The sequence below is a fragment of the Pseudomonas sp. LBUM1658 genome (assembly GCF_059716055.1).
In genome coordinates, this window is sequence record NZ_CP166798.1 from 6,730,266 (window position 1) to 6,750,824 (window position 20,559).

General features: G+C 60.4%; 19 protein-coding genes. 13 read left to right on the forward strand and 6 right to left on the reverse strand.

What is annotated here, in order from left to right; genetic code table 11:
- Positions 1 to 79 precede the first annotated feature (79 nt).
- The 7 genes from folE2 to ACA064_RS31160 are packed head-to-tail and all read left to right on the forward strand — an operon-like array spanning position 80 to position 5,725.
- A complete protein-coding gene (gene folE2, locus ACA064_RS31130) occupies positions 80 to 976 on the forward strand; it encodes a GTP cyclohydrolase FolE2 (RefSeq protein WP_497671510.1) in 897 nt (298 codons plus the stop codon).
- Complete coding sequence (locus ACA064_RS31135) at positions 973 to 1,641, forward strand: metal ABC transporter ATP-binding protein (RefSeq protein WP_497671511.1); 669 nt, start codon at positions 973 to 975, stop codon at positions 1,639 to 1,641. Before folE2 ends, ACA064_RS31135 begins: the two co-directional genes overlap by 4 nt.
- A complete protein-coding gene (locus tag ACA064_RS31140) occupies positions 1,641 to 2,507 on the forward strand; it encodes a metal ABC transporter permease (protein WP_497671512.1) in 867 nt (288 codons plus the stop codon). The genes ACA064_RS31135 and ACA064_RS31140 overlap by 1 nt, the downstream gene beginning before the upstream one ends.
- A gap of 11 nt (positions 2,508 to 2,518) precedes the next feature.
- Positions 2,519 to 3,394 (forward strand): metal ABC transporter substrate-binding protein, encoded by an 876-nt coding sequence (locus tag ACA064_RS31145; protein ID WP_497671513.1) that lies wholly within the window; start codon positions 2,519 to 2,521, stop codon positions 3,392 to 3,394.
- Entirely contained in the window at positions 3,391 to 3,828 is a 438-nt protein-coding gene (hisI, locus tag ACA064_RS31150; RefSeq protein WP_497671514.1) for a phosphoribosyl-AMP cyclohydrolase, read from the forward strand. The genes ACA064_RS31145 and hisI overlap by 4 nt, the downstream gene beginning before the upstream one ends.
- Entirely contained in the window at positions 3,825 to 4,385 is a 561-nt protein-coding gene (locus ACA064_RS31155) for a gamma carbonic anhydrase family protein (protein ID WP_497671515.1), read from the forward strand. Before hisI ends, ACA064_RS31155 begins: the two co-directional genes overlap by 4 nt.
- Before the next feature lie 2 nt (positions 4,386 to 4,387).
- A complete protein-coding gene (locus ACA064_RS31160; RefSeq protein ID WP_497671516.1) occupies positions 4,388 to 5,725 on the forward strand; it encodes a dihydroorotase in 1,338 nt (445 codons plus the stop codon).
- A 217-nt stretch (positions 5,726 to 5,942) separates the two neighbouring features.
- Here ACA064_RS31160 and ACA064_RS31165 read toward each other — a convergent pair whose 3' ends face one another.
- Positions 5,943 to 6,464, reverse strand: coding sequence for a DUF3617 domain-containing protein (locus ACA064_RS31165; RefSeq protein ID WP_497671517.1), 522 nt, complete (start codon positions 6,462 to 6,464; stop codon positions 5,943 to 5,945).
- Positions 6,465 to 6,596: 132 nt separating this feature from the next.
- Here ACA064_RS31165 and cls point away from each other — a divergent pair, with 132 nt between their 5' ends.
- Positions 6,597 to 8,036, forward strand: coding sequence for a cardiolipin synthase (cls, locus tag ACA064_RS31170; protein ID WP_497671518.1), 1,440 nt, complete (start codon positions 6,597 to 6,599; stop codon positions 8,034 to 8,036).
- Here cls and cfaB read toward each other — a convergent pair.
- From cfaB to hflK (ACA064_RS31195), 5 genes are all read right to left on the reverse strand, one after another.
- On the reverse strand, positions 8,033 to 9,220 hold the full coding sequence (cfaB, locus tag ACA064_RS31175; RefSeq protein ID WP_497671519.1) for a C17 cyclopropane fatty acid synthase CfaB: 1,188 nt from the start codon (positions 9,218 to 9,220) through the stop codon (positions 8,033 to 8,035). The two genes, cls and cfaB, sit on opposite strands and share 4 nt — an antisense overlap.
- A 271-nt stretch (positions 9,221 to 9,491) precedes the next feature.
- Positions 9,492 to 11,411 (reverse strand): cation-translocating P-type ATPase, encoded by a 1,920-nt coding sequence (locus ACA064_RS31180; protein WP_497671520.1) that lies wholly within the window; start codon positions 11,409 to 11,411, stop codon positions 9,492 to 9,494.
- Positions 11,408 to 12,466: a protease modulator HflK gene (hflK, locus tag ACA064_RS31185; RefSeq protein ID WP_497671521.1), complete on the reverse strand. Its 1,059-nt coding sequence runs from the start codon at positions 12,464 to 12,466 to the stop codon at positions 11,408 to 11,410. Before hflK (ACA064_RS31185) ends, ACA064_RS31180 begins: the two co-directional genes overlap by 4 nt.
- A complete protein-coding gene (gene hflC, locus ACA064_RS31190; protein WP_497671522.1) occupies positions 12,463 to 13,494 on the reverse strand; it encodes a protease modulator HflC in 1,032 nt (343 codons plus the stop codon). The genes hflK (ACA064_RS31185) and hflC overlap by 4 nt, the downstream gene beginning before the upstream one ends.
- Complete coding sequence (gene hflK / locus ACA064_RS31195) at positions 13,491 to 15,452, reverse strand: protease modulator HflK (protein WP_497671523.1); 1,962 nt, start codon at positions 15,450 to 15,452, stop codon at positions 13,491 to 13,493. Before hflK (ACA064_RS31195) ends, hflC begins: the two co-directional genes overlap by 4 nt.
- 227 nt (positions 15,453 to 15,679) lie before the next feature.
- Here hflK (ACA064_RS31195) and ACA064_RS31200 point away from each other — a divergent pair, with 227 nt between their 5' ends.
- From ACA064_RS31200 to ACA064_RS31220, 5 genes are read left to right on the forward strand one after another with little or no spacing between them, the layout of a single operon-like run.
- Positions 15,680 to 16,303 carry a CDP-alcohol phosphatidyltransferase family protein gene (locus tag ACA064_RS31200; protein WP_497671524.1) on the forward strand — a complete coding sequence of 208 codons (624 nt, stop codon included), beginning with the start codon at positions 15,680 to 15,682 and terminating at the stop codon, positions 16,301 to 16,303.
- A gap of 10 nt (positions 16,304 to 16,313) precedes the next feature.
- Positions 16,314 to 18,071, forward strand: coding sequence for a bifunctional alpha/beta hydrolase/class I SAM-dependent methyltransferase (locus ACA064_RS31205; RefSeq protein ID WP_497671525.1), 1,758 nt, complete (start codon positions 16,314 to 16,316; stop codon positions 18,069 to 18,071).
- Positions 18,068 to 19,483 carry a phosphatase PAP2/dual specificity phosphatase family protein gene (locus ACA064_RS31210; protein WP_497671526.1) on the forward strand — a complete coding sequence of 472 codons (1,416 nt, stop codon included), beginning with the start codon at positions 18,068 to 18,070 and terminating at the stop codon, positions 19,481 to 19,483. The genes ACA064_RS31205 and ACA064_RS31210 overlap by 4 nt, the downstream gene beginning before the upstream one ends.
- On the forward strand, positions 19,473 to 19,928 hold the full coding sequence (locus tag ACA064_RS31215) for a hypothetical protein (protein ID WP_497671527.1): 456 nt from the start codon (positions 19,473 to 19,475) through the stop codon (positions 19,926 to 19,928). Before ACA064_RS31210 ends, ACA064_RS31215 begins: the two co-directional genes overlap by 11 nt.
- A gap of 9 nt (positions 19,929 to 19,937) precedes the next feature.
- Positions 19,938 to 20,558: a lysophospholipid acyltransferase family protein gene (locus ACA064_RS31220; protein WP_497671528.1), complete on the forward strand. Its 621-nt coding sequence runs from the start codon at positions 19,938 to 19,940 to the stop codon at positions 20,556 to 20,558.
- Position 20,559 lies beyond the last annotated feature (1 nt).

Below are 20,559 nucleotides of genomic sequence, written 5' to 3' on the forward strand. Positions count from 1 at the left end.
TGGCGTTCGCGCAGCTCTTAATGCTTTCGCTGATGTTATAGTATAACATTATAAATCACCTACAACGATGGACCTGCCCATGAACGCGCTGACTCTGCCGGATATCGCCGCGCAGGCCTCACGCCAAGCCTTGCCACTCGAATGGGTGGGCATGTGCGGCATTGCTTTACCGGCGTTGATCGATGGCCAGCGAATCAGCGCCAAGGCGGATGCGGGCGTCAGCCTCGACGATGGCGAGGCTCGCGGGATTCATATGTCACGGCTGTATCTGGCGCTGGAAATGCTCGAACTGGAAAACCTCACACCGCTGCTTTTGCGTCAGGTGCTGCAACGTTTTCTCGACAGTCATGACGGGTTGGCCAGCAGCGCCTCTCTGCGAATCCACACCGATCTGCTGCTCAAACGACCCGCCTTGGTCAGCCCTTTGGCCGGGTGGAAAACCTATCCGGTGAGCATTGAAGCGCGGCTAAAAAACGAAATGTTCCACGTGGAACTAAAAATTGAGGTGGGTTATTCCTCAACTTGCCCCTGCTCAGCTGCCCTTTCGAGACAGCTGATTCAGCAGCAATTTGTCGAGGACTTTGCCAACAAAGCGTTGCAGCACGCCGATGTTCTGGCTTGGCTCGGCTCTTCGGAAGGTATCGTTGCGACGCCCCATAGCCAGCGAAGCAGCGCGCAGTTGCAGCTGCGTTTGGACGATTTTCTGGAAGGATTGCCACTGATTGCCGTGATCAACGACGCGGAAGCCGCCCTCGGCACCGCCGTTCAAACCGCAGTGAAACGCGCCGACGAACAAGCCTTTGCCTTGGCCAATGGTCAGAATCTGATGTTCTGCGAAGACGCCGCCCGACGACTGAACCTGGCCCTGAAAAGATCGCCAGGCATCAGCGCCTTCTACCTGCGAGTCGTCCACGCCGAAAGTCTGCACGCCCACGACGCCGTGGCCGAAAGCCGCTGGAACTGGGAGGCACTATGATCCGTTGCGAAGGCTTGCGTTGGGGTGCGCCCGGCCAACCGCTCACTCCCCCGGTTTCCTTCGAACTGGCCAGCGGCAGTCTGACTGCAGTAATTGGCGCCAATGGTTCAGGCAAAAGCAGCCTGCTGAAAGTCATTGCCGGTTTGCAGAAGCCCTTGGCCGGTAAAGTCGAACTGGAGGTTCCACGACGCGGCAGTCTGTCTTTTCTACCGCAACAGCAGCATCTGGATCGACAGTTCCCCATCAATCTTCGAGAGTTGGTGGCCGCTGGTCTCTGGGGTAGCCATTCAGCACCACCGATCCGCAGCCAACGCCTGCAAACCGTACTGGAAGACTGGTGCTTGAGGGGCCTGGAACATCGTCCATTGATGGCTTTGTCCGGTGGTGAATTGCAACGCGCCCTGCTCGCCCGTTTGAGCCTGACCGGAGCGCCACTGCTATTGCTCGACGAACCTCATGCTGCACTCGACGAACTTGGCCAGGCACTGCTCTGGAAACACATCCACGCCTGGCATGCTGAAGGCCGGACACTAGTCGTCGTTTGCCATGACCTGGCGGCTGTCCGCCGACACATCCCTCAAACACTGCTGATCAAATGCAGCGGCTGCGTGCTCGCGCCCAGTGTCGAACTGATCTCACAACAGCCTTTGATGCAGGTGGCGTGATGGTCGCCGCCGCCCAACTTTGGCAACCGTTCCACGAGTTCCTGTTCATGCGTCGGGCCTTGCTCGGCGGTCTGGTATTAGCCTGCAGCACCGCACCGCTCGGAGTGTTCTTGATTCTGCGGCGCATGAGCCTGATCGGCGATGCGGTGGCTCACGGGATCTTGCCCGGCGCCGCCCTGGGCTTCTGGTTCGCTGGTTTGAGTCTGCCTGCGCTGACCCTCGGCGGCCTCGGTGCCGGCCTGAGCATGGCCGGACTTGCAGCGTGGATCACCCGTCGCACTGGCCTGCGGGAAGACGCCAGCCTCGCGGCGATCTACCCGATTTCCCTGGCCTGCGGTGTGCTGATTCTCGGAATGGCCGGCAAGCGCCTGGACTTGTTGCATCTGCTATTCGGCTCAGCGCTCGCCGTCGATGGACCGACTCTGACCGGCATGCTCTGGGTCTCGACCTTCAGTCTGATTGCCATGGCTGCGATATACAAACCACTGCTACTGGACACCCTCGACCCGCTATTCCTGCAAACAGTCAGCCGCCTCGGACCACTGGCACATGGGCTGTTTCTAACCCTGGTAGTGCTGAATCTGGTGATCGGCTTCCAGGCCATCGGCGCGCTGATGGTGGTCGGTTTGATGATGTTGCCGGCAGCGGCTTCGCGTTTCTGGAGCAGACGCCTGCCGGTGCTGATGGCCATCGCCGCGATGCTCGGTTGCCTCTCGGTATGGCTCGGTCTGTTGCTGTCGTTCTACTACTCGCTGCCCAGCGGGCCGGCCATCGTGCTGGTGGCTGGCGCGTTGTATTTGTTGTCCGTGGTGTTCGGTCCGGTGCACGGCTTGCTGCATCGCCCGCCTTTGCTCACATCCCAATGAGGTGTTACCCGATGCGCGCGCTACTCGTGCTGTTCAGTCTGCTGCTGCCGTTGTCGCTGTCGGCCACAGAGAAGCTGCAGGTGGTCACCAGTTTCAGCATCCTCGCCGACATGACCCGACAGGTCGGCGGCGAGCATATCCAGATCACCAACCTGGTCGGGCCAGACGCCGACGCCCACACCTATGAGCCCACCCCGGACGACGCCAAGGCGTTGCTCAAGGCCAGGCTGATCATTAAAAATGGTCTGGGTTTCGAGCCTTGGCTGGATCGCCTGGTCACCAGCACTGAGACCAAAACCCCAGTAATCAGCGCCAGCCGTGGAGTAATCCCGCGAACCCTGGATGAGGACGGCGACAGCATTCCCGACCCGCACGCCTGGCACAACCTGGCGAACAGCGAGCTCTATGTGAGCAACATCAGCAAGGCGTTGATCGCGGCTGATCCAGCGCACAAGGCCGACTACGAACGTAACAGCCAAGCCTACCTGAAACAGATCTACCGTCTGCTGGCCGAAGCCAAGGCCAAGCTCGGTTCCCTGCCCCCGGGCAATCGCAAGATCGTCACCTCCCACGACGCTTTCGGTTATCTCGGCCAGGCCTACGGCATCGACTTCATGGCGCCTCAAGGTCTGTCCACCGAGCGTGAACCCTCGGCCGCCGAAGTCGCTGCGTTGATCACCCAGATCCGTCAGGCCAACGTCAACGCGCTGTTCATGGAAAACATCAAGGACGCGCGCCTGCTCAAGCAAATTGCCGAAGAGAGCGGCGCGCATATCGGCGGCACCTTGTACTCCGACGCCCTCGCCGCCGAAGGTCCGGCCAGCACCTTTATCGGGTTGTTCGAATATAACCTCAACACCCTTTACGGAGCCTTGAGCAAACCATGATCGAGCGCCCGCGGCTGTCGATGCAGGACCTGGAAAGCGCCGCTCTTGGCAGTCGCTGGCCCCTCACTGGCGTGTTCGATGCGTTGCCGTGGAACAACGATGGATTGATCGCCGCCATCGCCCAGCAACACGACAGCGGTGAGGTGCTGATGCTCGCCTGGATGAATCGTAAGGCGCTGGCTGAAACCCTGGCCAGCCATCAGGTTTGTTACTGGTCACGCTCGCGCCAGCAACTATGGCGCAAAGGCGAGACCTCCGGCCACCGCCAACGGCTGATCGAAGCGCGCCTCGACTGCGACGGCGACGCCGTGTTGCTGCTGGTCGACCAACATGGTCCGGCCTGTCACACCGGTCGGCCGAACTGTTTCTACAACGCCATTCGTGACGGCGCGGTGCAGGTCATCAGCGCTGCCGAAGAGGAGCCCAACTCATGATTCGTAAAAACCCGTCGGGTGATCTGCCAGTGATCGCCGAGTCCGCCTATGTGGATAAAACCGCGATCATCTGCGGTAAGGTGGTAATCGGCGAGAACGTCTTCGTCGGCCCTTACGCCGTGATTCGCGCCGATGAAGTCGACGCCTGCGGCGAGATGGAACCGATCACCATCGGTGCCAATTCAAACATCCAGGACGGGGTGGTGATCCACTCCAAATCCGGGGCGGCAGTGACCATCGGCGAGTTCAGCTCGATCGCCCACCGCTCCATCGTTCATGGTCCCTGTCAGGTCGGCAACCGGGTGTTCATCGGTTTCAACAGCGTGCTGTTCAACTGCGCGGTGGGTGACGGTTGCGTGGTGCGGCACAACTCGGTGGTCGATGGTAGGGACTTGCCCGAAGACTTCTACGTGCCCTCGACCACCCGCATCGGGCCCAAGACCGACCTCTCGCAGTTCCCTCCCGTCAGCATCAGTGCTTCGGAATTTTCCGAGGATGTGGCGCGGACCAACGTCGATCTGGTGCGCGGCTATAAAGCCCTGCAGAACGAGTTTTGACCATGAACAGTGTGCTGATCCGCAACGCCCTGTTGGTTAACGAAGGCCGGGAATTCGAAGGCGATCTACTGGTGGATCACGGGCGCATCGTGAAGATTGCCGCCAGCATCGAAGGCGAAAACGCGGCCACGGAAATCGACGCCCAAGGCCAGTGGCTGCTGCCAGGCATGATCGATGATCAGGTGCATTTCCGCGATCCGGGAGCGCCGGACAAGGGCAGTTTTTACACCGAATCGCGGGCCGCCGTGGCCGGTGGCATTACCAGCTTCATGGACATGCCCAACACCCGTCCAGCGACTCTGAGCCTCGCCGCACTGGCCGACAAGAAGCGCCGTGCGGCGATCAGTTCGGTGGCCAACTACGGTTTTCACTTCGGCGTCAGCAACGACAACCTCGACACCATCGCCGCCCTCGATCCCTGTTCAGTGGCCGGGGTAAAAGTCTTCATGGGCGCCTCCACCGGCAACATGCTGGTGGATGATCCACGGATTCTCGAGCGGTTGTTTGCCGAAGTGCCAACCATTCTGCTCGCCCATTGCGAGCACACTCCGAGTATTCAAGCCAACGAACGCAATCTGCAGGAACTGTTCGGAGGGGCCATTCCAGCGGGAGCCCATCCACTGATTCGCGACGCCGAAGCCTGCTTTCGCTCTTCCTCGATGGCCGTGGATTTGGCCAAGCGTCACGGCACGCGACTGCATGTTTTGCACCTGACCACCGCTCGCGAGCTGGCCCTGTTCGAAGACAAACCGCTGGCCGAGAAACACATCACCGCCGAAGTCTGCCTGCACCACTTGCTGTTCGATGACCGCGACTACAACAGCCTTGGCAACCTGATCAAGTGCAACCCGGCGATCAAGGCCCAGGCCGATCGCGATGCCTTGCGCCAGGCTTTGCTGGGCAACCGCCTGGACGTGATCGGCAGCGACCACGCTCCTCACACCTGGGCCGAAAAACAACAGCCCTACTGTCAGGCTCCTTCCGGCTTGCCTCTGGTGCAACACGCCCTCCCCGCGCTGCTGGAACTAGTGGCCGATCAACTTCTGCCGCTGACCACCCTGGTGGCAAAAACCAGCCATCGGGTCGCCGACCTGTTCGCCATTCCCGACCGCGGTTACCTGCGCGAAGGTTATTGGGCCGATTTGGTGCTGATCAAAGCGGAGCCCTATGGGAAGGCCGTCGACCGGCAACCGATCCTCGCCCAGTGCGGCTGGACGCCCTTTGCCGAGCGGCGCTTTCGCCACAGCGTCAGCACCACGCTGGTTTCGGGGCAAATTGCCTGGCACGCCAATCGTCTCTATGACGGCTGCCGGGGTTTGCCACTGAGGTTTATGCGTTAGAAATGGCTGAGGGGGTATGTGAGGTCGCGGTCGCAATGGGTGGATTTGGAACAGATGGGTGTTGAATAGGTGTGTGAGCGGTTGCGGCTGGATGCCAACTTTATTCGGTGTTTTCTGCGGTGCGTGTTCTAACATCTTCGCGGGCAAACCCGCTCCCACAGAGTTCGCGTAGGAGCTGTGGGAAGGGCCGGGCGCCATTCGCTTGCCCGCGAAGCTCTTAGGCTCTTGGTTTAACTGTCCCGCAATCCTGCCCCATCCACACCGCGCGGGTATCCAGGCTGCCCTTTTGTTGGATGCCGGTGGCATTGAAGGTGCCGTTGACCTTGGTCGTGAACTCTCTATCGCTAAGGAAGTTGGCCACGCCCGTACCCTGGGCTTTCGGGCAGCTGAAGCGGAATTTCCACTGGTTACCCAGACGCTCGGTGACTTCCTGCTTGCAGCCCGATTGCGGGTCCTGCAACGGAATAGTGTCGGACTTGACCTGCTCAGGAGTCAGGCAGACCCGAATGCCTTTGCCGCCCATGGTAATGCCCTGCTTCTCCAGCATGGCCCGTTGTTGCGGAGTCATCTGGCTCTGCACCTGGCCAAGGATCATCTGGAGATCCGGCAGATTCTGATCGTCGACTTTCATATTGCTCGAAGTCAATTCCCACAAGCCAGGCTGCAGCATCTGGGCCTGAGCGGCCACAGGAAGCGACAAACCAACAGCCATGGCCAAACCCAGCAGACGAACGTTCATCGAGTAACTCCTAGAGAATAGTGGCCGTTAGACGTCAAAAATTGACTTGGGTTGCATGGCGAATTAAATAGCGACATTCGCCGTGGAACATGGTCTGTTAAGCATTGAATCTTCAGGAGTCAGGCTGCCACCATGGATTATTTTGGCCCGCATGTTTTCGGTTATCTGATCGCCATTACTCACTCGCTGGGCATGATCGCCGCCATCCATGCGGTATTCACCGTCCGCACCGCCCAAGGCGCGATTGCCTGGGCCATGTCCCTGCTGTTCATTCCTTATCTGACACTTATCCCCTATCTGGTCTTCGGGCGCAGTACTTTCGATGCCTATATCAAGGCCAGGCGCCAGGCCAACGAAGAGATGCGCAAAGCCATTGCCGATCTGAACTGGCGCCCTTGGGTCGAAGAAGCGCTGGCCGCCCGCGCCTCGAAGGCCTATGCCTCGCTACGAGCCATGCCCAAACTGGGGCGCATGCCGTGCCTGGCGAATAATCAGGTTCGCCTGCTGATCAACGGCGAAGCCACGTTCACGGCGATTTTCGAGGCCATCCGTAACGCTCGGCAAGCGGTATTGATCCAGTTCTTTATCATCCACGACGACCAGCTCGGTCGACGCCTGCAGGCCTTGCTGAAGGAGAAAGCCGCCGAAGGCGTGGCGATCTACGTGCTCTACGACCGCATTGGCAGTCACACCCTGCCCCACAGCTATGTTCAGCCACTGCGTGATGCCGGCGTGCAAGTCAAAGCCTTTGCCACCCGCAGTGGGTGGCTTAATCGCTTCCAGGTCAACTTTCGCAATCACCGTAAAATTGTCGTGGTCGATGGCCTGTTCGGATTTGTTGGCGGGCACAACGTCGGCGACGAATACATGGGAGAGAAACCGCCCCTGGCACCTTGGCGCGACACCCATATAGCAGTCACTGGACCGGTGGTAGCCTGCATGCAGGAGTCGTTCGCCGAAGACTGGTTCTGGGCGGCACGCCAGTTGCCACCGTTGATCCTGCCGGACACCTTTCCAGACGCCGGCGTGCTCTGCCAACTGCTGGCCAGCGGTCCTGCCGACTCTTATGAAACCTGTTCGCTGTTTTTTGTCGAAGCCATTCATTCGGCGAACGAGCGGATCTGGATCACCAGCCCGTATTTCATTCCCGACGAAGCAGTGTTCGCCGCGCTGCGGCTAGCGGTATTGCGCGGTGTGGATGTGCGGATTCTGCTGCCTTCGCGACCAGATCACCGCATCGTCTACGCGGCCTCCAGTCTCTTTGCTTTCGAAGCGGTGCGGGCCGGGGTGCGGGTGTTCCGTTATGAGCCCGGTTTCGTGCATCAAAAGGTGGTGCTGATCGACAGCGAAATCAGCGCCATCGGCAGCGCGAATCTGGACAACCGTTCATTCCGGCTCAACTTCGAAGTGATGCTGCTGACCGTCGACAGCCAGTTCGCCGCCGAGGTTGAGCACATGCTCAACGCTGACTTTGCCCTGGCACACGAGATTGCCAAAGGCGAAAGCCGGGAGACCCACCGCCTGCAACAACTGGGCATGCGGATCGCCCGGCTGATATCGCCGATCCTTTAAGGGTTGTAGATATCGTCGCGAGTCCACGGCAGTTCATGGCTGCCGTCGGCGTGGGTCTTTACCGCGAGGATCTGGTGCAGATTGATCCAGCCCCTGGCGAACGCGTAAGCGCACCCCGCCAGATACAGCCGCCAGATGCGTAGCGCTTGTTCCGGTACCAGTTTCGCGGCGGCGTCCAGATTGTCCTCCAGGCGTTCACTCCAATGGTCCAGGGTGCGCGCGTAATGCAGACGCAGGCTTTCGACGTCGACAATTTCCAGCCCGGCTTCGCTGATCTCTGCCGAAATCATCGACAGATGCGGCAGCTCGCCGTTGGGGAATACATAACGTCCAATGAATTCACCGAAGCCCCGCCCGACTGGCCGACCGTCGGTGTGCCTGGCGGTGATCCCGTGGTTCATCACCAGCCCGCCCTCGCGCACCGCGCCGAACAGGGTCTTACAGTACTGCGCCAGGTTCGCGTGGCCCACATGCTCGAACATGCCGACACTCACCACCTTGTCGAAACGGCCGTCTTGGGGCAACTCACGGTAATCGAGCAACTGCAGTTCGACCTGATCTTCAAGGCCCTCGGCCGCCACCCGCTCGCGAGCCAGGTCCAATTGTTCCTTGCTCAAGGTGATGCCGAATACCTTCGCGCTGAACTCCCGGGCCGCGAAGCGCGCCAGCCCGCCCCAACCGCAACCGACATCCAGCAGGTACTCGCCGGGTTGCAGGCGCAGTTTGCGGCACAGATGGCGAAACTTGGCTTGCTGGGCTTGCTCGAGCGTCTCGCTGCCGGTCTCGAAATAGGCACAGGAATAGACCATGTCGCTATCAAGCCAGAGCTGATAGAAGGCATTGGACAGGTCGTAGTGGTAGGAGATGGCCGCCGCATCGGTGGCTTTGTCGTGCTCGGAGCGCACCGGCTGAAGATCGTCGCTCTCATCCAGAAGGGCCTGGCTCAGAGCATCGCACACCCGAATGACTTCATTGATCGAGCCTTCGAGTTCCAGTTTGCCCTCAACAAAAGCGCTGCCCAGCAGATTCAGGTTGGGATGAGTGAATTGGGCAACCATCTGTGGATCCTTGACCACAATGGTGACGCTGGGTGTTGGGCCCAGATTGAACTCATGACCATCCCAGAGTCTGAGCCGTAACGGTAACTGCAGATTCTGTAAGGCCGCTGGCAGATGCGCGAGCATGGCTAGTCCCCTTGTTTCAGAACGTCTGATGTGAGGGTAGACCATCCAGAAAAATTAGCAGGTTATCGAACTCATAGCCTTTCTCTATGGTCCGAGAGTCTGCTCAGACTGCCCTAACTCAACTGTTTCAGCCGGGTTACAGTCGGTCTTGGCACACCCTCTTCACAAGAGACTACCAACTCGCTATACAGTTCGAAAAAGCTCCAGGCCCCTGACAACCGCCCTGCGCTTCAATGGTTTCAGGCTGTGAAATGGTGTTGATGCGACAGTATCAAACCTCCTCCTTAAGCTTGAGCAACGGCTCCTGAAAACGCAGCAACCGGCCCGCGTTGCCCAACACCAACAAAGTGCTTAGGTTGTGCAGCACTGCCGCAATCATTGCCCCCGCAGCCCCCAACCAGCCGAATGCGGCAAACGCGACAATCGCCAGGGTCCAGCCCAGACCGATGATCACGTTGACCTGCAGCGTCTGCCGACACTGGCGACTCAGGCGTACGCAGGTGCCCAGGCGTCGCAGGTCGCTGCCGATCAGCACGATATCGGCCGAGGCCAACGCGATGTCCGCGCCGCCCGCGCCCATGGCCACACCGACTACCCCTGCCTTGAGGGCCAGCGAGTCGTTGATCCCATCGCCCACGACCATCGGCCGGAAGCCACTGCGGATTTCTTGCAGGACCCGGTTGAGCTTGTCTTCGGGCAAGGCCTGGGCTTCGACGTCGCTTATCCCGACTTCACGAGCCAGGCTGTGGGCCACGCTTCGCCGATCACCGGTGAGCAGCAACTGCCGCCCCAGGCCCAGTTCACGCAGCTCGCTCAGGGCATTGCGCGCCTCGGGTTTGATGCTGTCCGCCAGTAACAGCCAGCCGAGAAATTTCCCGTCCAGCGCCAAGCCGGCGATAGGTCCGTCATGTTCGGGCACAACCGACGTGGCAATCTGCAGTTGAGCAAACAACTCCGGACGACCGAGTGCCGCCTCACCCTGCTCGGTCTGCGCGACCACACCCAAACCCTGGCGCTCACGAATATCCGACAACAACAGAAAATGCTCCTGCGTCACTAAACCGGCCAACGCCCGGCTGACCGGATGGCTGCTGGCAGAACCAAGGCTGGCGGCCAGCCTCAGCAGTGGGCTGCGATCTTCGATCGGGCTGTCGATTGACTGCAAACGCAGGGTGCCGAAGGTCAGGGTTCCCGTCTTGTCGACCACCAGCGAAGTCAGGTCCGCCAACTCTTCGAGAAACGCTGAGCTGCGAATCAGAATCCCGTGACGCGCCGCCACGGCGATCCCGGCAATCGCCGTGGCCGGCGCCGACAACACCAGGGCGCAAGGACAGGCCGCCACCAACACCGCCAACATCGCTTGGGGATCGTTGCTGATAAACCAGGTGACCGCCGCCAGCAGCAAGACCAGCACCATGTAGCTGCCGGCATAACGTTCGAGCAAACGAGTAATCGGTGGCTTCGAACGTTCGGCGCTTTGCATCAGCGCGATGACTTTTCCCAATGTCGATTCAGTGCCGGTGCGGGTGACTTCAATCCGCAGCAAGCCATCGAGGTTGATCGCCCCGCCGAACACCTGCATGCCGACACTCGCCTCCAGCGGCACCGACTCTCCGGTAATCGGCGCCGTATCAAGGCTGGCTTGCCCGGAAAGCACCTGGCCATCGGCCGGAACCCGATCACCGGCGCGCACTTCCACCTGGTCTCCGGTCTTGAGTGTGCTGTTGTCCACTTCGACAATCGTGCCGTCCGCTTGCACTTGCCGGGCGTGACTGCGAGTCAATTTGCCCAAGGCATTAATGGCTTCCTGGGAGCCGATCACGCTGCGCTCTTCCAGCACGTGACCGAAGATCATGATGATCGGCAGCAAGGCTGCGGTCAGCAAATCTCCAGTGGCCCAGGCGCCCATCATCGCCAAAGCGATCAATTGATCAGTGATGCCGTGCAGGCTTGGGTAACGCAGGCTGTACCAGGCCGAACGCATCACCGGTACGGCCACCAGCAGCGAGGCGAAACCCAGCAGCAACTGGCTGACGCCGTTTTGCTCCGGCGCCCACCAGCGCCAGACCAGACCCAGACCAAGCAAGCCGAGGGCGAGCATGGCCAGAGTCAATTGGCGAGCGGCACTGCGTTGTTCGACAGAAGTCAGCATGCTCGCCGCAGGTGTTGCGGCAGCGGATTGGGCAGTCATTGTTCAGCTCCCTGGATGATCAGGCGAGAATCGTCTTTAGGATCGACCGTGGTTACCGACCCGGCCTGGCCGAGGATTTTCGGCAGGCGCTCGCGGTAGATGCGCAGGAGCATTTCCGGGTCGGCGCCCTCCTGCTGCGCTTGGCTCAGGCGCAGTACTGTCGCGGTGTCGGCCGAGGCTTTGGCCAGGCGTTCACTGGCTTGGGCGTGGGCAACTTGCAGGGCACGGTCGGCTTGCTGGCTGGCAGTCTGGGTGAGTTTTTCGGCTTCGGTTCGCGCATTCGCCACGTTTTTATCAGCCTGTTGGCTGGCGGTCAGCACGGCGTTGAAGGCATTCACCGCGGGGCCGGGCAAACTTGATTGCACGTCGACCCGCGCCACCTCTATCCCCAAACCCTGTCCGGTTGCGGTCAACTCGGCCAAGCGTTGGTTGATACCGCGCATCAGGTCGCCACGCAGTCGCTCGCGACGCTCGGCAGCCTGATTGTCGGCGCCGATCAGCTCGGGGCGCGCCACCAGAATAGTGTCCAGATCTCGCGCGGCGGTCAGCGCCACGGCACTGCGGGTGACCAGCCGATCCAGTGCCGGCAGCACATGTTTGCCCTGCAGTACAAAGGCATAGGGCTCGGTGACCTTATAGAAGACCCGCACATCCAGTTGCACCACGCCGGCATCACCGGTCAGCAAGTAACCGGAGCCGGCCAAGGCATCACTTAACGGCGTGGCGAAGCTCGCCACTCTATCGCTCTGTAGTGCAGCATCGGAGCGCAGCAGGTTTTCCACCCGACGCTCGATCACCCGATCTGCCGCCGGCAACAACACCACCTGTTCAAACGGGCGCGGCCAAGCCAACAACAATCCGGCATTCTGAATCCGATCCAGGGCGCCGAACTGCAATACCACCGCACGATTCTGTGGATCGATTTGTCGTATGTTGGAGAACGTCCAAGCCAGCGCCGCCAATACCGTTACCGCGTACAACGCAAGGAAGGTCAAACGACCGGCCTGAATCCACGGACTTTCGACTGCATTTGTTCCACGTGGAACCTTATTCATGGTTGCGACCCGGCCTTGTTGCCGAGACTCGGCGGCCCATCAACCAACACCCGGAATGGCGCCGCATCGGTACGCAAAATCAGTTTGGTACCCGGAGTGACCACAGTGCCCAAGGTGTCCAATGAGCGCAGCAAGTTATACAGCTGCGGCGAACCCGCGTAAGCGCGGCCGTAAATCTGTGCGGCTTCGACTCGGGATTGCGCTTCGATATCGGCCGCTTTCACCGTGGCGTCGGCTTGCATGATTCGCGCATCACGCTCGGCAGCCGAACGAATCTGCGCCGCTTCCCGTTTGCCGATCGCCGTGCGCTCAGTGGCGATGGTTTCACGCTCGGCACGCATTCGATCGACGGTAGCGGTCAAGGTCACCGATGGCAGGGTCAGCCGTTCGATGCCAACTTGCAGCACACGTACGCCGTAGGTAGTGAGTAGTTGCTGATCAATCTGCTTGCGCAACTGTGCTTCGAAGTCAGCGATGCGGACCTGATTGGCATCGGTATTCACCAGATTGGCCAGGTCGAAACTACTGGCCGTGGTTTCCAGTGCCGAGCCTACAAAGGTGCGGATTTGTCGCGCCGCTTCGTCCGGCTGATTTTGCACCGCGCGCATAAAGCGCTGCACGTTATCCGGGTCGCCCTGCACCTGCCACGCCACATAAGCCTGCACAATGATCCGCAAACCATCGCGGGTACCGACGTCCTGCAAACCGCTGGAGGTGGTGCGCAATCGCAGATCAACCGGGATCGCCGCTTCGAACGGTGCCGGCCAACGCCAGCCGAGACCAGGATCGAGCAGCACCCGCGACGGGTTACCGAAGCGGGTAATCACCGTCGCTTCGCCGGAACGCACTTGCACCAGGCTTGCCGCGGCAATGGCAAACAACACCAGCAGCGCCGCCCAGGCCATGCGCCTCAAGGGAAAAGGCCCGGCCTCCTGTGGCTCACCATGGTGATGATGGTGGCCGTGATGGTGCCCGTGCTCGTGGCCGGAATGGTCTTGATGCTCATCGTGGGAATGCGGCTGGCTCATTGGGCGGCTCCTGGCTGAACGGGATTACGCGGCGCCGCAGGGTCAGCCGGTAGCGTGAAAGTGCGTAGATCAATGGTCGGCGCACCGTTGGCGCCGAGTCGATGATCGAGAACCAGCAGCCTGGCGTTAGCCAGGCCGAAGGTCAGCTGACTCAAATATTGTTCCAGCACAAAAGCCTGGCCGGCAGCCGCATAAGCCTTTTGCTCGGCGGCGAAACGCCGGTCGGCCGCTTTGGCGCTGGCGCTGATTTCATGGGCGATGGCCAAGGCTTGATCGTGGGCGATACTGGCCTGCAATTGCGCCTGGTTGGTCTGTTCACTGGCCGATCCGCGCTCACGGGAAATCAATGCCTGAGCGCCAATCTGCGCTGCCTGAACACCGTGATAAGCGTTTGCGGCACCTGCCGGTGGATGGATCGCTTCGATTACAGTGGCAAGAATTTCCACGCCACTGTCGAGCTTCTGCAAGTCAGCCTGCACGGCGCGGCCGATCTCCTCGGCAAGCCCCTGACGGTCCTCCCCCAGCAATCCGTCGAGGGTCCGCGAAGCGAAATCGTGAACCAGAATCCGGCTGGCGGTGCTGCGAATCAGGCTCGGCACATCGGCGCTGTTATAGGTCGCCGCCATTGCCGCCTGATCGGTCAGGCCTATGCGATAGACAAAACGCACATCCATGTTGACGATCTGAAAGCTCTGTTTGTCGGCGCGACTGCTGGCGATCACCTGGGATTTGTCATTCACATGGCTGGCATCCCACAGCCGATTGGCAATCAACGGCGCAGGGCCTTCCGCAGGTTCCGACGGCGTTGCGACAGGCGCATCACCACTTGTAGCCAACTCATGTACCACGCCATTCTCGACGCTCAACACTCGACCCAACGGCCAAGGCAAGCCGGCGTGCAGTCCTGGCCCGAAAACCTCCACCGGTTTGCCGAATCGCTCGTAAATGCCCCGACCTTGCAGTGGAACTTCGTGAATCCCGGTCAGCAACCAGCCGAGCGCCAGTACCACTAACAGCACCGGCAAAAATGCCCGTCGCATGTAGCTGAAGGCCCAGATCTGCCTGAGGTCAATACCGAAGCGGTTGTGCAATTCGTGCTGCAATGCCAGCAAGGGCTGGGGTGGCCAGCGCAGCATATCGGCAACAAAACTCTGCGCCAGCAACCGTGGTTCAAGCTGTTCACGGCGCGGGCTGAACAGCGACAACAAGGCGCGCAGCAGAAACTCGGCCGCCACCAAACCCGGCAACAGGCCGATCAATACCGCCAGCCGCACCGGCCAGACTGACGCCTCACTGCTGAACAACAGACAAAGCGCGCTCAACACCAGGCAAATGATCGCTACGCGCACCAATTGCCCAAGCTGCCCGGCTTCGGGCCACTCGACAGGGTTTTCCTGGGCCAGCTGACGTTCGAACACCAACAAGCCGAAGGCCAGTAACAACGAAAGCGCCGCCCCGACACTGGCCGACAGCCCCAACACTGCGCTGGGCAACGACAGGTTCCAGACCTGCTCGATACTCAACAGCGTCAGCAGCGACCAACCGGCCAACCAGAGGGTCGGTGCGCCAATCTGTGCCAGCAGCTTGAACCATCGCTGACTGATGCGTTCCAGCAATCGCTCGTACCAGCCAAGGGTTTCGGCGGGAGTGGGGGCGGCGGTTGCAACAGTCGCCGGCTTGCGAGTCCCCAATGCTTGCTGCCGCCAATGACTCACGCACCAGGCCGATTGCAAACCTGCAAGCACAACCAGTAACGTCGCACCCTGGTTGGCCAGCAACGCAGACCAGACCGACTGCGGCGCAAACACGCCGACAAAAAACCCCAGCACCAGCCCAACCGCCGCCAGTCCTGCCAGGCCTATGCCGACGCGCTTCAACCGTCGCGCGTGGAATGCCGCCTGTTGAAACCGTGGCAGCCCTTCCACATCCGCCCCATCCGCATCCAGATCGATTTGCATACCACCCCAGCGCTTGCCGTTGCCAAAACCGGGCCTGGGGATTAGTCCCCGGCCGTTGCGAATTTTTATTTCGTTACGATATAACGATAGTAGTGAAATTTTCGTATGCCGCACACTCTTGGTTAACGGTGTTGCGCACTCGACTGGCCGGCATCAGGGCAAGCTCCCTCGCCAGCAGCTACGCTCAGGGCCAGACACAACATCCTCGACAAGGAACTGTCCCCTCCATGCCTTCCATCTACCAGCTCAAACCGGCCTTTCAGAATCTGCTGCGGCCACTGGTTCAACGCCTGTTCGATAACGGCACCACCGCCAATCAAATCACCTTGCTGGCAGGGCTGATATCAGTGCTGGTGGGGGTCGCGGTAGCCAGTTTCGCCGAGCATCTCTGGGTGTTCGCACTGATTCCAGTGTGGATGATTCTGCGCATGGCGCTGAACGCCATCGACGGCATGCTGGCGCGCGAATTCGGCCAGCAATCGCCCTTGGGGGCCTACCTCAATGAGCTCTGTGACATCGTCGCCGACAGCGCGCTGATCCTGCCATTTGCAATGATCCCAGGAGTGGATCTGCTGATCGTATTGCTGGTGACCTTACTGGCGCTGTTCAGTGAATACACGGGAGTGCTCGGGCCAATGATCGGCGCCTCGCGACGTTACGACGGCCCGATGGGAAAAAGCGATCGGGCATTGGTACTCGGAGTGCTGGCGACCGGTATCGCCCTGGGCTGGCTATCGGCAAGCTGGATCAACGGCCTGCTGCTGGTGGTCGCGGCTCTGCTGCTCTACACCCTGGTCAATCGGGTCCGTCAGGGCTTGAAAGAAGCCCGCAACAACGCCCCGACGGCATAAGGAGACCAGCATGCGCGAAGCCCAGGATCAGACCTTCAGCACCCACGACGGGGTACAGTTGTTTTACCGCCGCTGGCCTGCCAGCGCGCTGCCTGCCGGTGAGCTACGCCAGGCGGTAGTGCTGTTTCATCGCGGCCATGAGCACTCCGGGCGCATCGCCCATCTGGTGGATGAGCTGGACCTGCCGCAATTCGATTTCTTCGCCTGGGACGCTCGCGGTCACGGCCAATCCCCCGGAGCCCGTGGCGACAGCCCGAGTTTTGCCAGCAGCGTGCGCGACGTGCAGAGCTTCTGCGACCACCTGAGTGCGAGCTACCAGATTGACCAGCAGAACATGGCGGTGATCGCCCAGAGCGTCGGCGCGGTGATCGCGGCCACCTGGGTCCACGACTATGCGCCGGGTATCCGAGCGCTGGTGCTGGCCTCGCCGGCGTTCAAGGTGAAACTCTACGTGCCCTTCGCCAGGACGGGCCTGGCGCTGATGCGCAAGTTTCGCGGCAACTTCTTCATCAACAGTTACGTCAAGGCGCGCCTGCTCAGCCATGACCGGCAACGGGTGGCCTCCTACGACAGCGACCCGCTGATCACCAAAGCGATTTCGGTGAACGTATTGCTCGGGCTGTGTGAAGCGGCGGATCGCGTGGTCGCCGATGCGCAGGCGATTCAGGTGCCCACTCAGCTGCTGATCTCCGGTTCGGACTTCGTGGTACATCGCCAACCCCAGGAGCAATTCTTTGAGCGCCTCGGCAGTTTGCAGAAGGAAAAGCATATTCTTCCGGGGTTCTTTCACGACACCCTCGGCGAACGAGACCGCGCCACCGCGCTGAGTAGCGCCCGGCGTTTTATCCTGCATAACTTTGAACGCCCGGCGAGCCGCCCTGCCCTGCTCGACGCCGACCGCCTCGGCCTGAGCTGCGCCGAATCCGAAGCGCTGGCGGCACCCTTGCCACGCAACTCGCTACGTGACCTGTACTGGCGCCTGACCCGCGCCAGCATGCGTCTGGGTAGCCGATTGTCGGCCGGGGTCAAACTCGGCTTCGACAGCGGTTTCGACTCCGGCAGCACCCTGGATTACGTCTACCGCAACCAGCCGACCGGGCTCACCGCCGTGGGCCGGATGATCGATCAGAACTACCTGAACTCCATCGGCTGGAGGGGCATTCGCCAACGCAAAGTGCATCTGGAGGAATTGTTGCGCCTGGCGATGGAACAGCTGCGCGAGCAGCACCGCGAAGTTCGCATCGTCGACATCGCCGCCGGCCACGGGCGCTACATTCTCGAAGCCTTGCAGGGCGTCAGCCCGCTGCCCGAATCGATCCTGCTGCGCGACTATAGCGACCTCAATGTGCGCGAAGGCAGCGCGCTGATTGCAGATAAAGGCTTGAGCGAGATTGCCAGCTTCATTAAAGGCGACGCCTTCGACCAGGCCGATCTCGCGGCGCTGCAACCGAAACCGACATTGGCCGTGGTCTCTGGGCTTTACGAGTTATTCGCCGACAATCAACTGGTCAGTGGTTCGCTGGCCGGGTTGGCTGCCGCCGTCGAGCCTGGCGGTTACCTGATCTACACCGGCCAGCCATGGCACCCGCAACTGGAACTTATCGCTCGCGCCCTGACCAGCCACCGCCAGGGTCAGGCCTGGATCATGCGCCGCCGCAGTCAGGCAGAAATGGATCAGTTGGTCGAAGCGGCGGGGTTTCGCAAGATCACCCAGCGCATTGATGAGTGGGGCATCTTCAGCGTGTCCCTGGCACAACGGGTGCAATGATGACCAGCGTCGCGACACCCCTGCGCGAACCAGGCCTACTGAAATCGGCGCTGCTCTGGTTGCTGTTGCTGGCGCCGTTGTTTTTCAGCACCTACGGTTTCGCCACCTGGGTTTCCGCTCAGCGAGATGACGTCGGCAGCCTGGTCTTTGGCTGGGAGTCGCACATTCCGTTCCTGGCCTGGACCATCGTGCCCTACTGGTCGATCGACCTGTTGTACGGTCTGTCGCTGTTGTTGCCGACCAGCCACCACGAGCTGAGGCGCCATGCCTTGCGCCTGCTCACGGCCCAGGCGATCGCCGTCAGCTGCTTCCTGCTCTGGCCGTTGCGCTTCACTTTCCAGCGACCGGAAATGGAGGGAGTGTTCGGTTGGTTGTTCGACGTGCTGGCGGGCTTCGACAAACCCTTCAATCAAGCACCTTCTCTGCACATTGCCCTGCTGGTGGTGCTCTGGGTTTGCTACCAACGTTATACATATACACAGGGCGCCTGGCGTTGGTTGATGCATGGCTGGTTCGGGCTGATCGGGATTTCTGTCCTCAGTACTTATCAACACCACTTTATAGACTTACCCACAGGTGTTCTGGCCGGTTGGTTGTGTGTCTGGTTGTGGCCGCTGGAACGGCCCAGCCCGCTACAGGCTGCACGCTTGGCAGCTGATCGCAAGCGCTGGAAATTGGCTCTGGGTTATACGTTTGGTGCCGTAGTTCTGGGCGTTCCAACCTTTGCGTTTGGCGGCTGGTGGCTGTGGTTGCTCTGGCCGGCCGTGGCCTTGTTGATGGTGGCGTTGAACTACGCGCTGTTCGATTCGGCGGGCTTCCAGAAGGGCGCCGATGGCCGGCTGAGCCCGGCCGTGCGTTGGTTGCTGGCACCCTATCTGGGGGCAGCCTGGATCAATTCGAGGCTGTGGACAAAAAAATATCCACAAGTGGATAACGTTTGTTTAGAACAGATCCCAGGTTCATCGGAATTGAAAGACAGCCAGCTCCAAAAGTATCCACAGGCAGACCGGGTTGTGGATAACGTTTGGTTAGGGCGGATCCCGAGTTCATCGGAATTGAAAGACAGCCAGTTCCGAGCGGTACTCGATCTCTGCGCTGAATTGTCGTTGCACGCAACCGGCCTGGACTATCACTCTCTGCCCGTGCTCGACCTGGTCGCCCCTACTGCCGGGCAATGCCTGGAAGCCGCGCAGGCCATTGAGCGACTGCGTCCGCACGGGCCGCTGCTGGTTTGCTGCGCGCTGGGTTATTCACGCAGTGCCACGGCCGTCGCCGCGTGGTTGCTGTACAGCGGTCGCGCCACCAGCGTCGAGGCTGCGGTGAGACAGATTCGACAGAGTCGGCCAGAGATCGTACTGCACTTGGCCCATCGCCAGGCACTGGAACAAATGAGAATCGCCCATGGCCACTGACCTTTCCCTGGAAGTCGTCGCCAGCCTGTTGCGCCGGGGTCGTGCGCTGGATCAGCTATCCACAGGCATAACCCTGCTGGGCTTGTTGTTCGGCCTGGTGCAACTATTATTGACCACCCACAGCCCGGTCTACCTGATCCTCAGTGCGTGGATGGTGCTGCTCGGGCTATTGCAGAAGTACTGGGCGCTGCGAGTAGCTTTTGATGCCGAGCTGTTTCAGCGGATGGCCTGCGAAACCGAGCAACTGATGCAAAGCACTCAAGCCATGGACCAGGCGTTGCAGAGCTTTAACCTGCAAAAAAACGATCCCCCCGCTAGAAGCTGGGCTGAACGCAGCCGCGGCGCACTGAAACTGTTGCGTCGGCAAGTGCAGCTGTTGGCCGGGCAAGTGCTGCCACCGCTCGTGGTTATCCTCGCCAGCCCTTGGCTGCCCTTCACTGGATAAGGAATCCTCATGTTCGAACCCGTGGTCGCCACGCTCATTACCTCCGCAGCCCGTACAGTCACCGGCGCTCGCAGCCTGTGGCTCGGTTGCGCGCCGCAGCCGGTGCAGCGCATCTACTTTGCCAACCACAGCAGCCACGGCGATTTCGTGCTGCTCTGGGCTTCATTGCCGCCAGTGTTGCGCAAGGTCACGCGGCCGGTGGCCGGTGCGGATTACTGGCAAAAAAGCCCGTTGCGTCGCTACATCATCAATCGGGTGTTCAACGGCGTACTGATCGACCGCGAACGCAAAGACCCTGTGGATAACCCTTTGCAGCCCATGCTTGAAGCGCTGAAGAATGGTGACTCACTGATCATTTTCCCGGAAGGCACGCGCAATCTTGAAGAGGGTCTGCTGCCCTTCAAAAGCGGGATTTATCACCTGGCGAAAAGTTACCCACAGGTCGAGCTGATCCCGGTGTGGATCGCCAATCTCAACCGGGTTATGCCCAAAGGTCGAGTCCTGCCTCTACCCTTGTTATGCACAACCAGCTTCGGGGTACCGCTCGTGCTCGAAGAGAGCGAGAGCAAAGTGCAATTTCTTGAACGCAGCCGCGATGCACTGCTGGCCCTGGCCCCGGAGCACTCCTGAG

Bases quoted from the DNA above. Each gene is read 5' to 3' on its own strand.
- ACA064_RS31140 (WP_497671512.1), top strand. From the start codon at position 1,641: ATGGTCGCCGCCGCCCAACTTTGGCAACCGTTCCACGAGTTCCTGTTC.
- ACA064_RS31205 (WP_497671525.1), top strand. From the start codon at position 16,314: ATGCGCGAAGCCCAGGATCAGACCTTCAGCACCCACGACGGGGTACAG.
- cfaB (WP_497671519.1), bottom strand. From the start codon at position 9,220: ATGCTCGCGCATCTGCCAGCGGCCTTACAGAATCTGCAGTTACCGTTA.
- folE2 (WP_497671510.1), top strand. From the start codon at position 80: ATGAACGCGCTGACTCTGCCGGATATCGCCGCGCAGGCCTCACGCCAA.
- hflK (WP_497671523.1), bottom strand. From the start codon at position 15,452: ATGCAAATCGATCTGGATGCGGATGGGGCGGATGTGGAAGGGCTGCCA.
- ACA064_RS31180 (WP_497671520.1), bottom strand. From the start codon at position 11,411: ATGACTGCCCAATCCGCTGCCGCAACACCTGCGGCGAGCATGCTGACT.
- cls (WP_497671518.1), top strand. From the start codon at position 6,597: ATGGATTATTTTGGCCCGCATGTTTTCGGTTATCTGATCGCCATTACT.
- ACA064_RS31165 (WP_497671517.1), bottom strand. From the start codon at position 6,464: ATGAACGTTCGTCTGCTGGGTTTGGCCATGGCTGTTGGTTTGTCGCTT.
- ACA064_RS31160 (WP_497671516.1), top strand. From the start codon at position 4,388: ATGAACAGTGTGCTGATCCGCAACGCCCTGTTGGTTAACGAAGGCCGG.
- hisI (WP_497671514.1), top strand. From the start codon at position 3,391: ATGATCGAGCGCCCGCGGCTGTCGATGCAGGACCTGGAAAGCGCCGCT.
- ACA064_RS31200 (WP_497671524.1), top strand. From the start codon at position 15,680: ATGCCTTCCATCTACCAGCTCAAACCGGCCTTTCAGAATCTGCTGCGG.
- ACA064_RS31145 (WP_497671513.1), top strand. From the start codon at position 2,519: ATGCGCGCGCTACTCGTGCTGTTCAGTCTGCTGCTGCCGTTGTCGCTG.
- ACA064_RS31155 (WP_497671515.1), top strand. From the start codon at position 3,825: ATGATTCGTAAAAACCCGTCGGGTGATCTGCCAGTGATCGCCGAGTCC.
- hflK (WP_497671521.1), bottom strand. From the start codon at position 12,466: ATGAATAAGGTTCCACGTGGAACAAATGCAGTCGAAAGTCCGTGGATT.
- ACA064_RS31215 (WP_497671527.1), top strand. From the start codon at position 19,473: ATGGCCACTGACCTTTCCCTGGAAGTCGTCGCCAGCCTGTTGCGCCGG.
- ACA064_RS31210 (WP_497671526.1), top strand. From the start codon at position 18,068: ATGATGACCAGCGTCGCGACACCCCTGCGCGAACCAGGCCTACTGAAA.
- ACA064_RS31135 (WP_497671511.1), top strand. From the start codon at position 973: ATGATCCGTTGCGAAGGCTTGCGTTGGGGTGCGCCCGGCCAACCGCTC.
- hflC (WP_497671522.1), bottom strand. From the start codon at position 13,494: ATGAGCCAGCCGCATTCCCACGATGAGCATCAAGACCATTCCGGCCAC.
- ACA064_RS31220 (WP_497671528.1), top strand. From the start codon at position 19,938: ATGTTCGAACCCGTGGTCGCCACGCTCATTACCTCCGCAGCCCGTACA.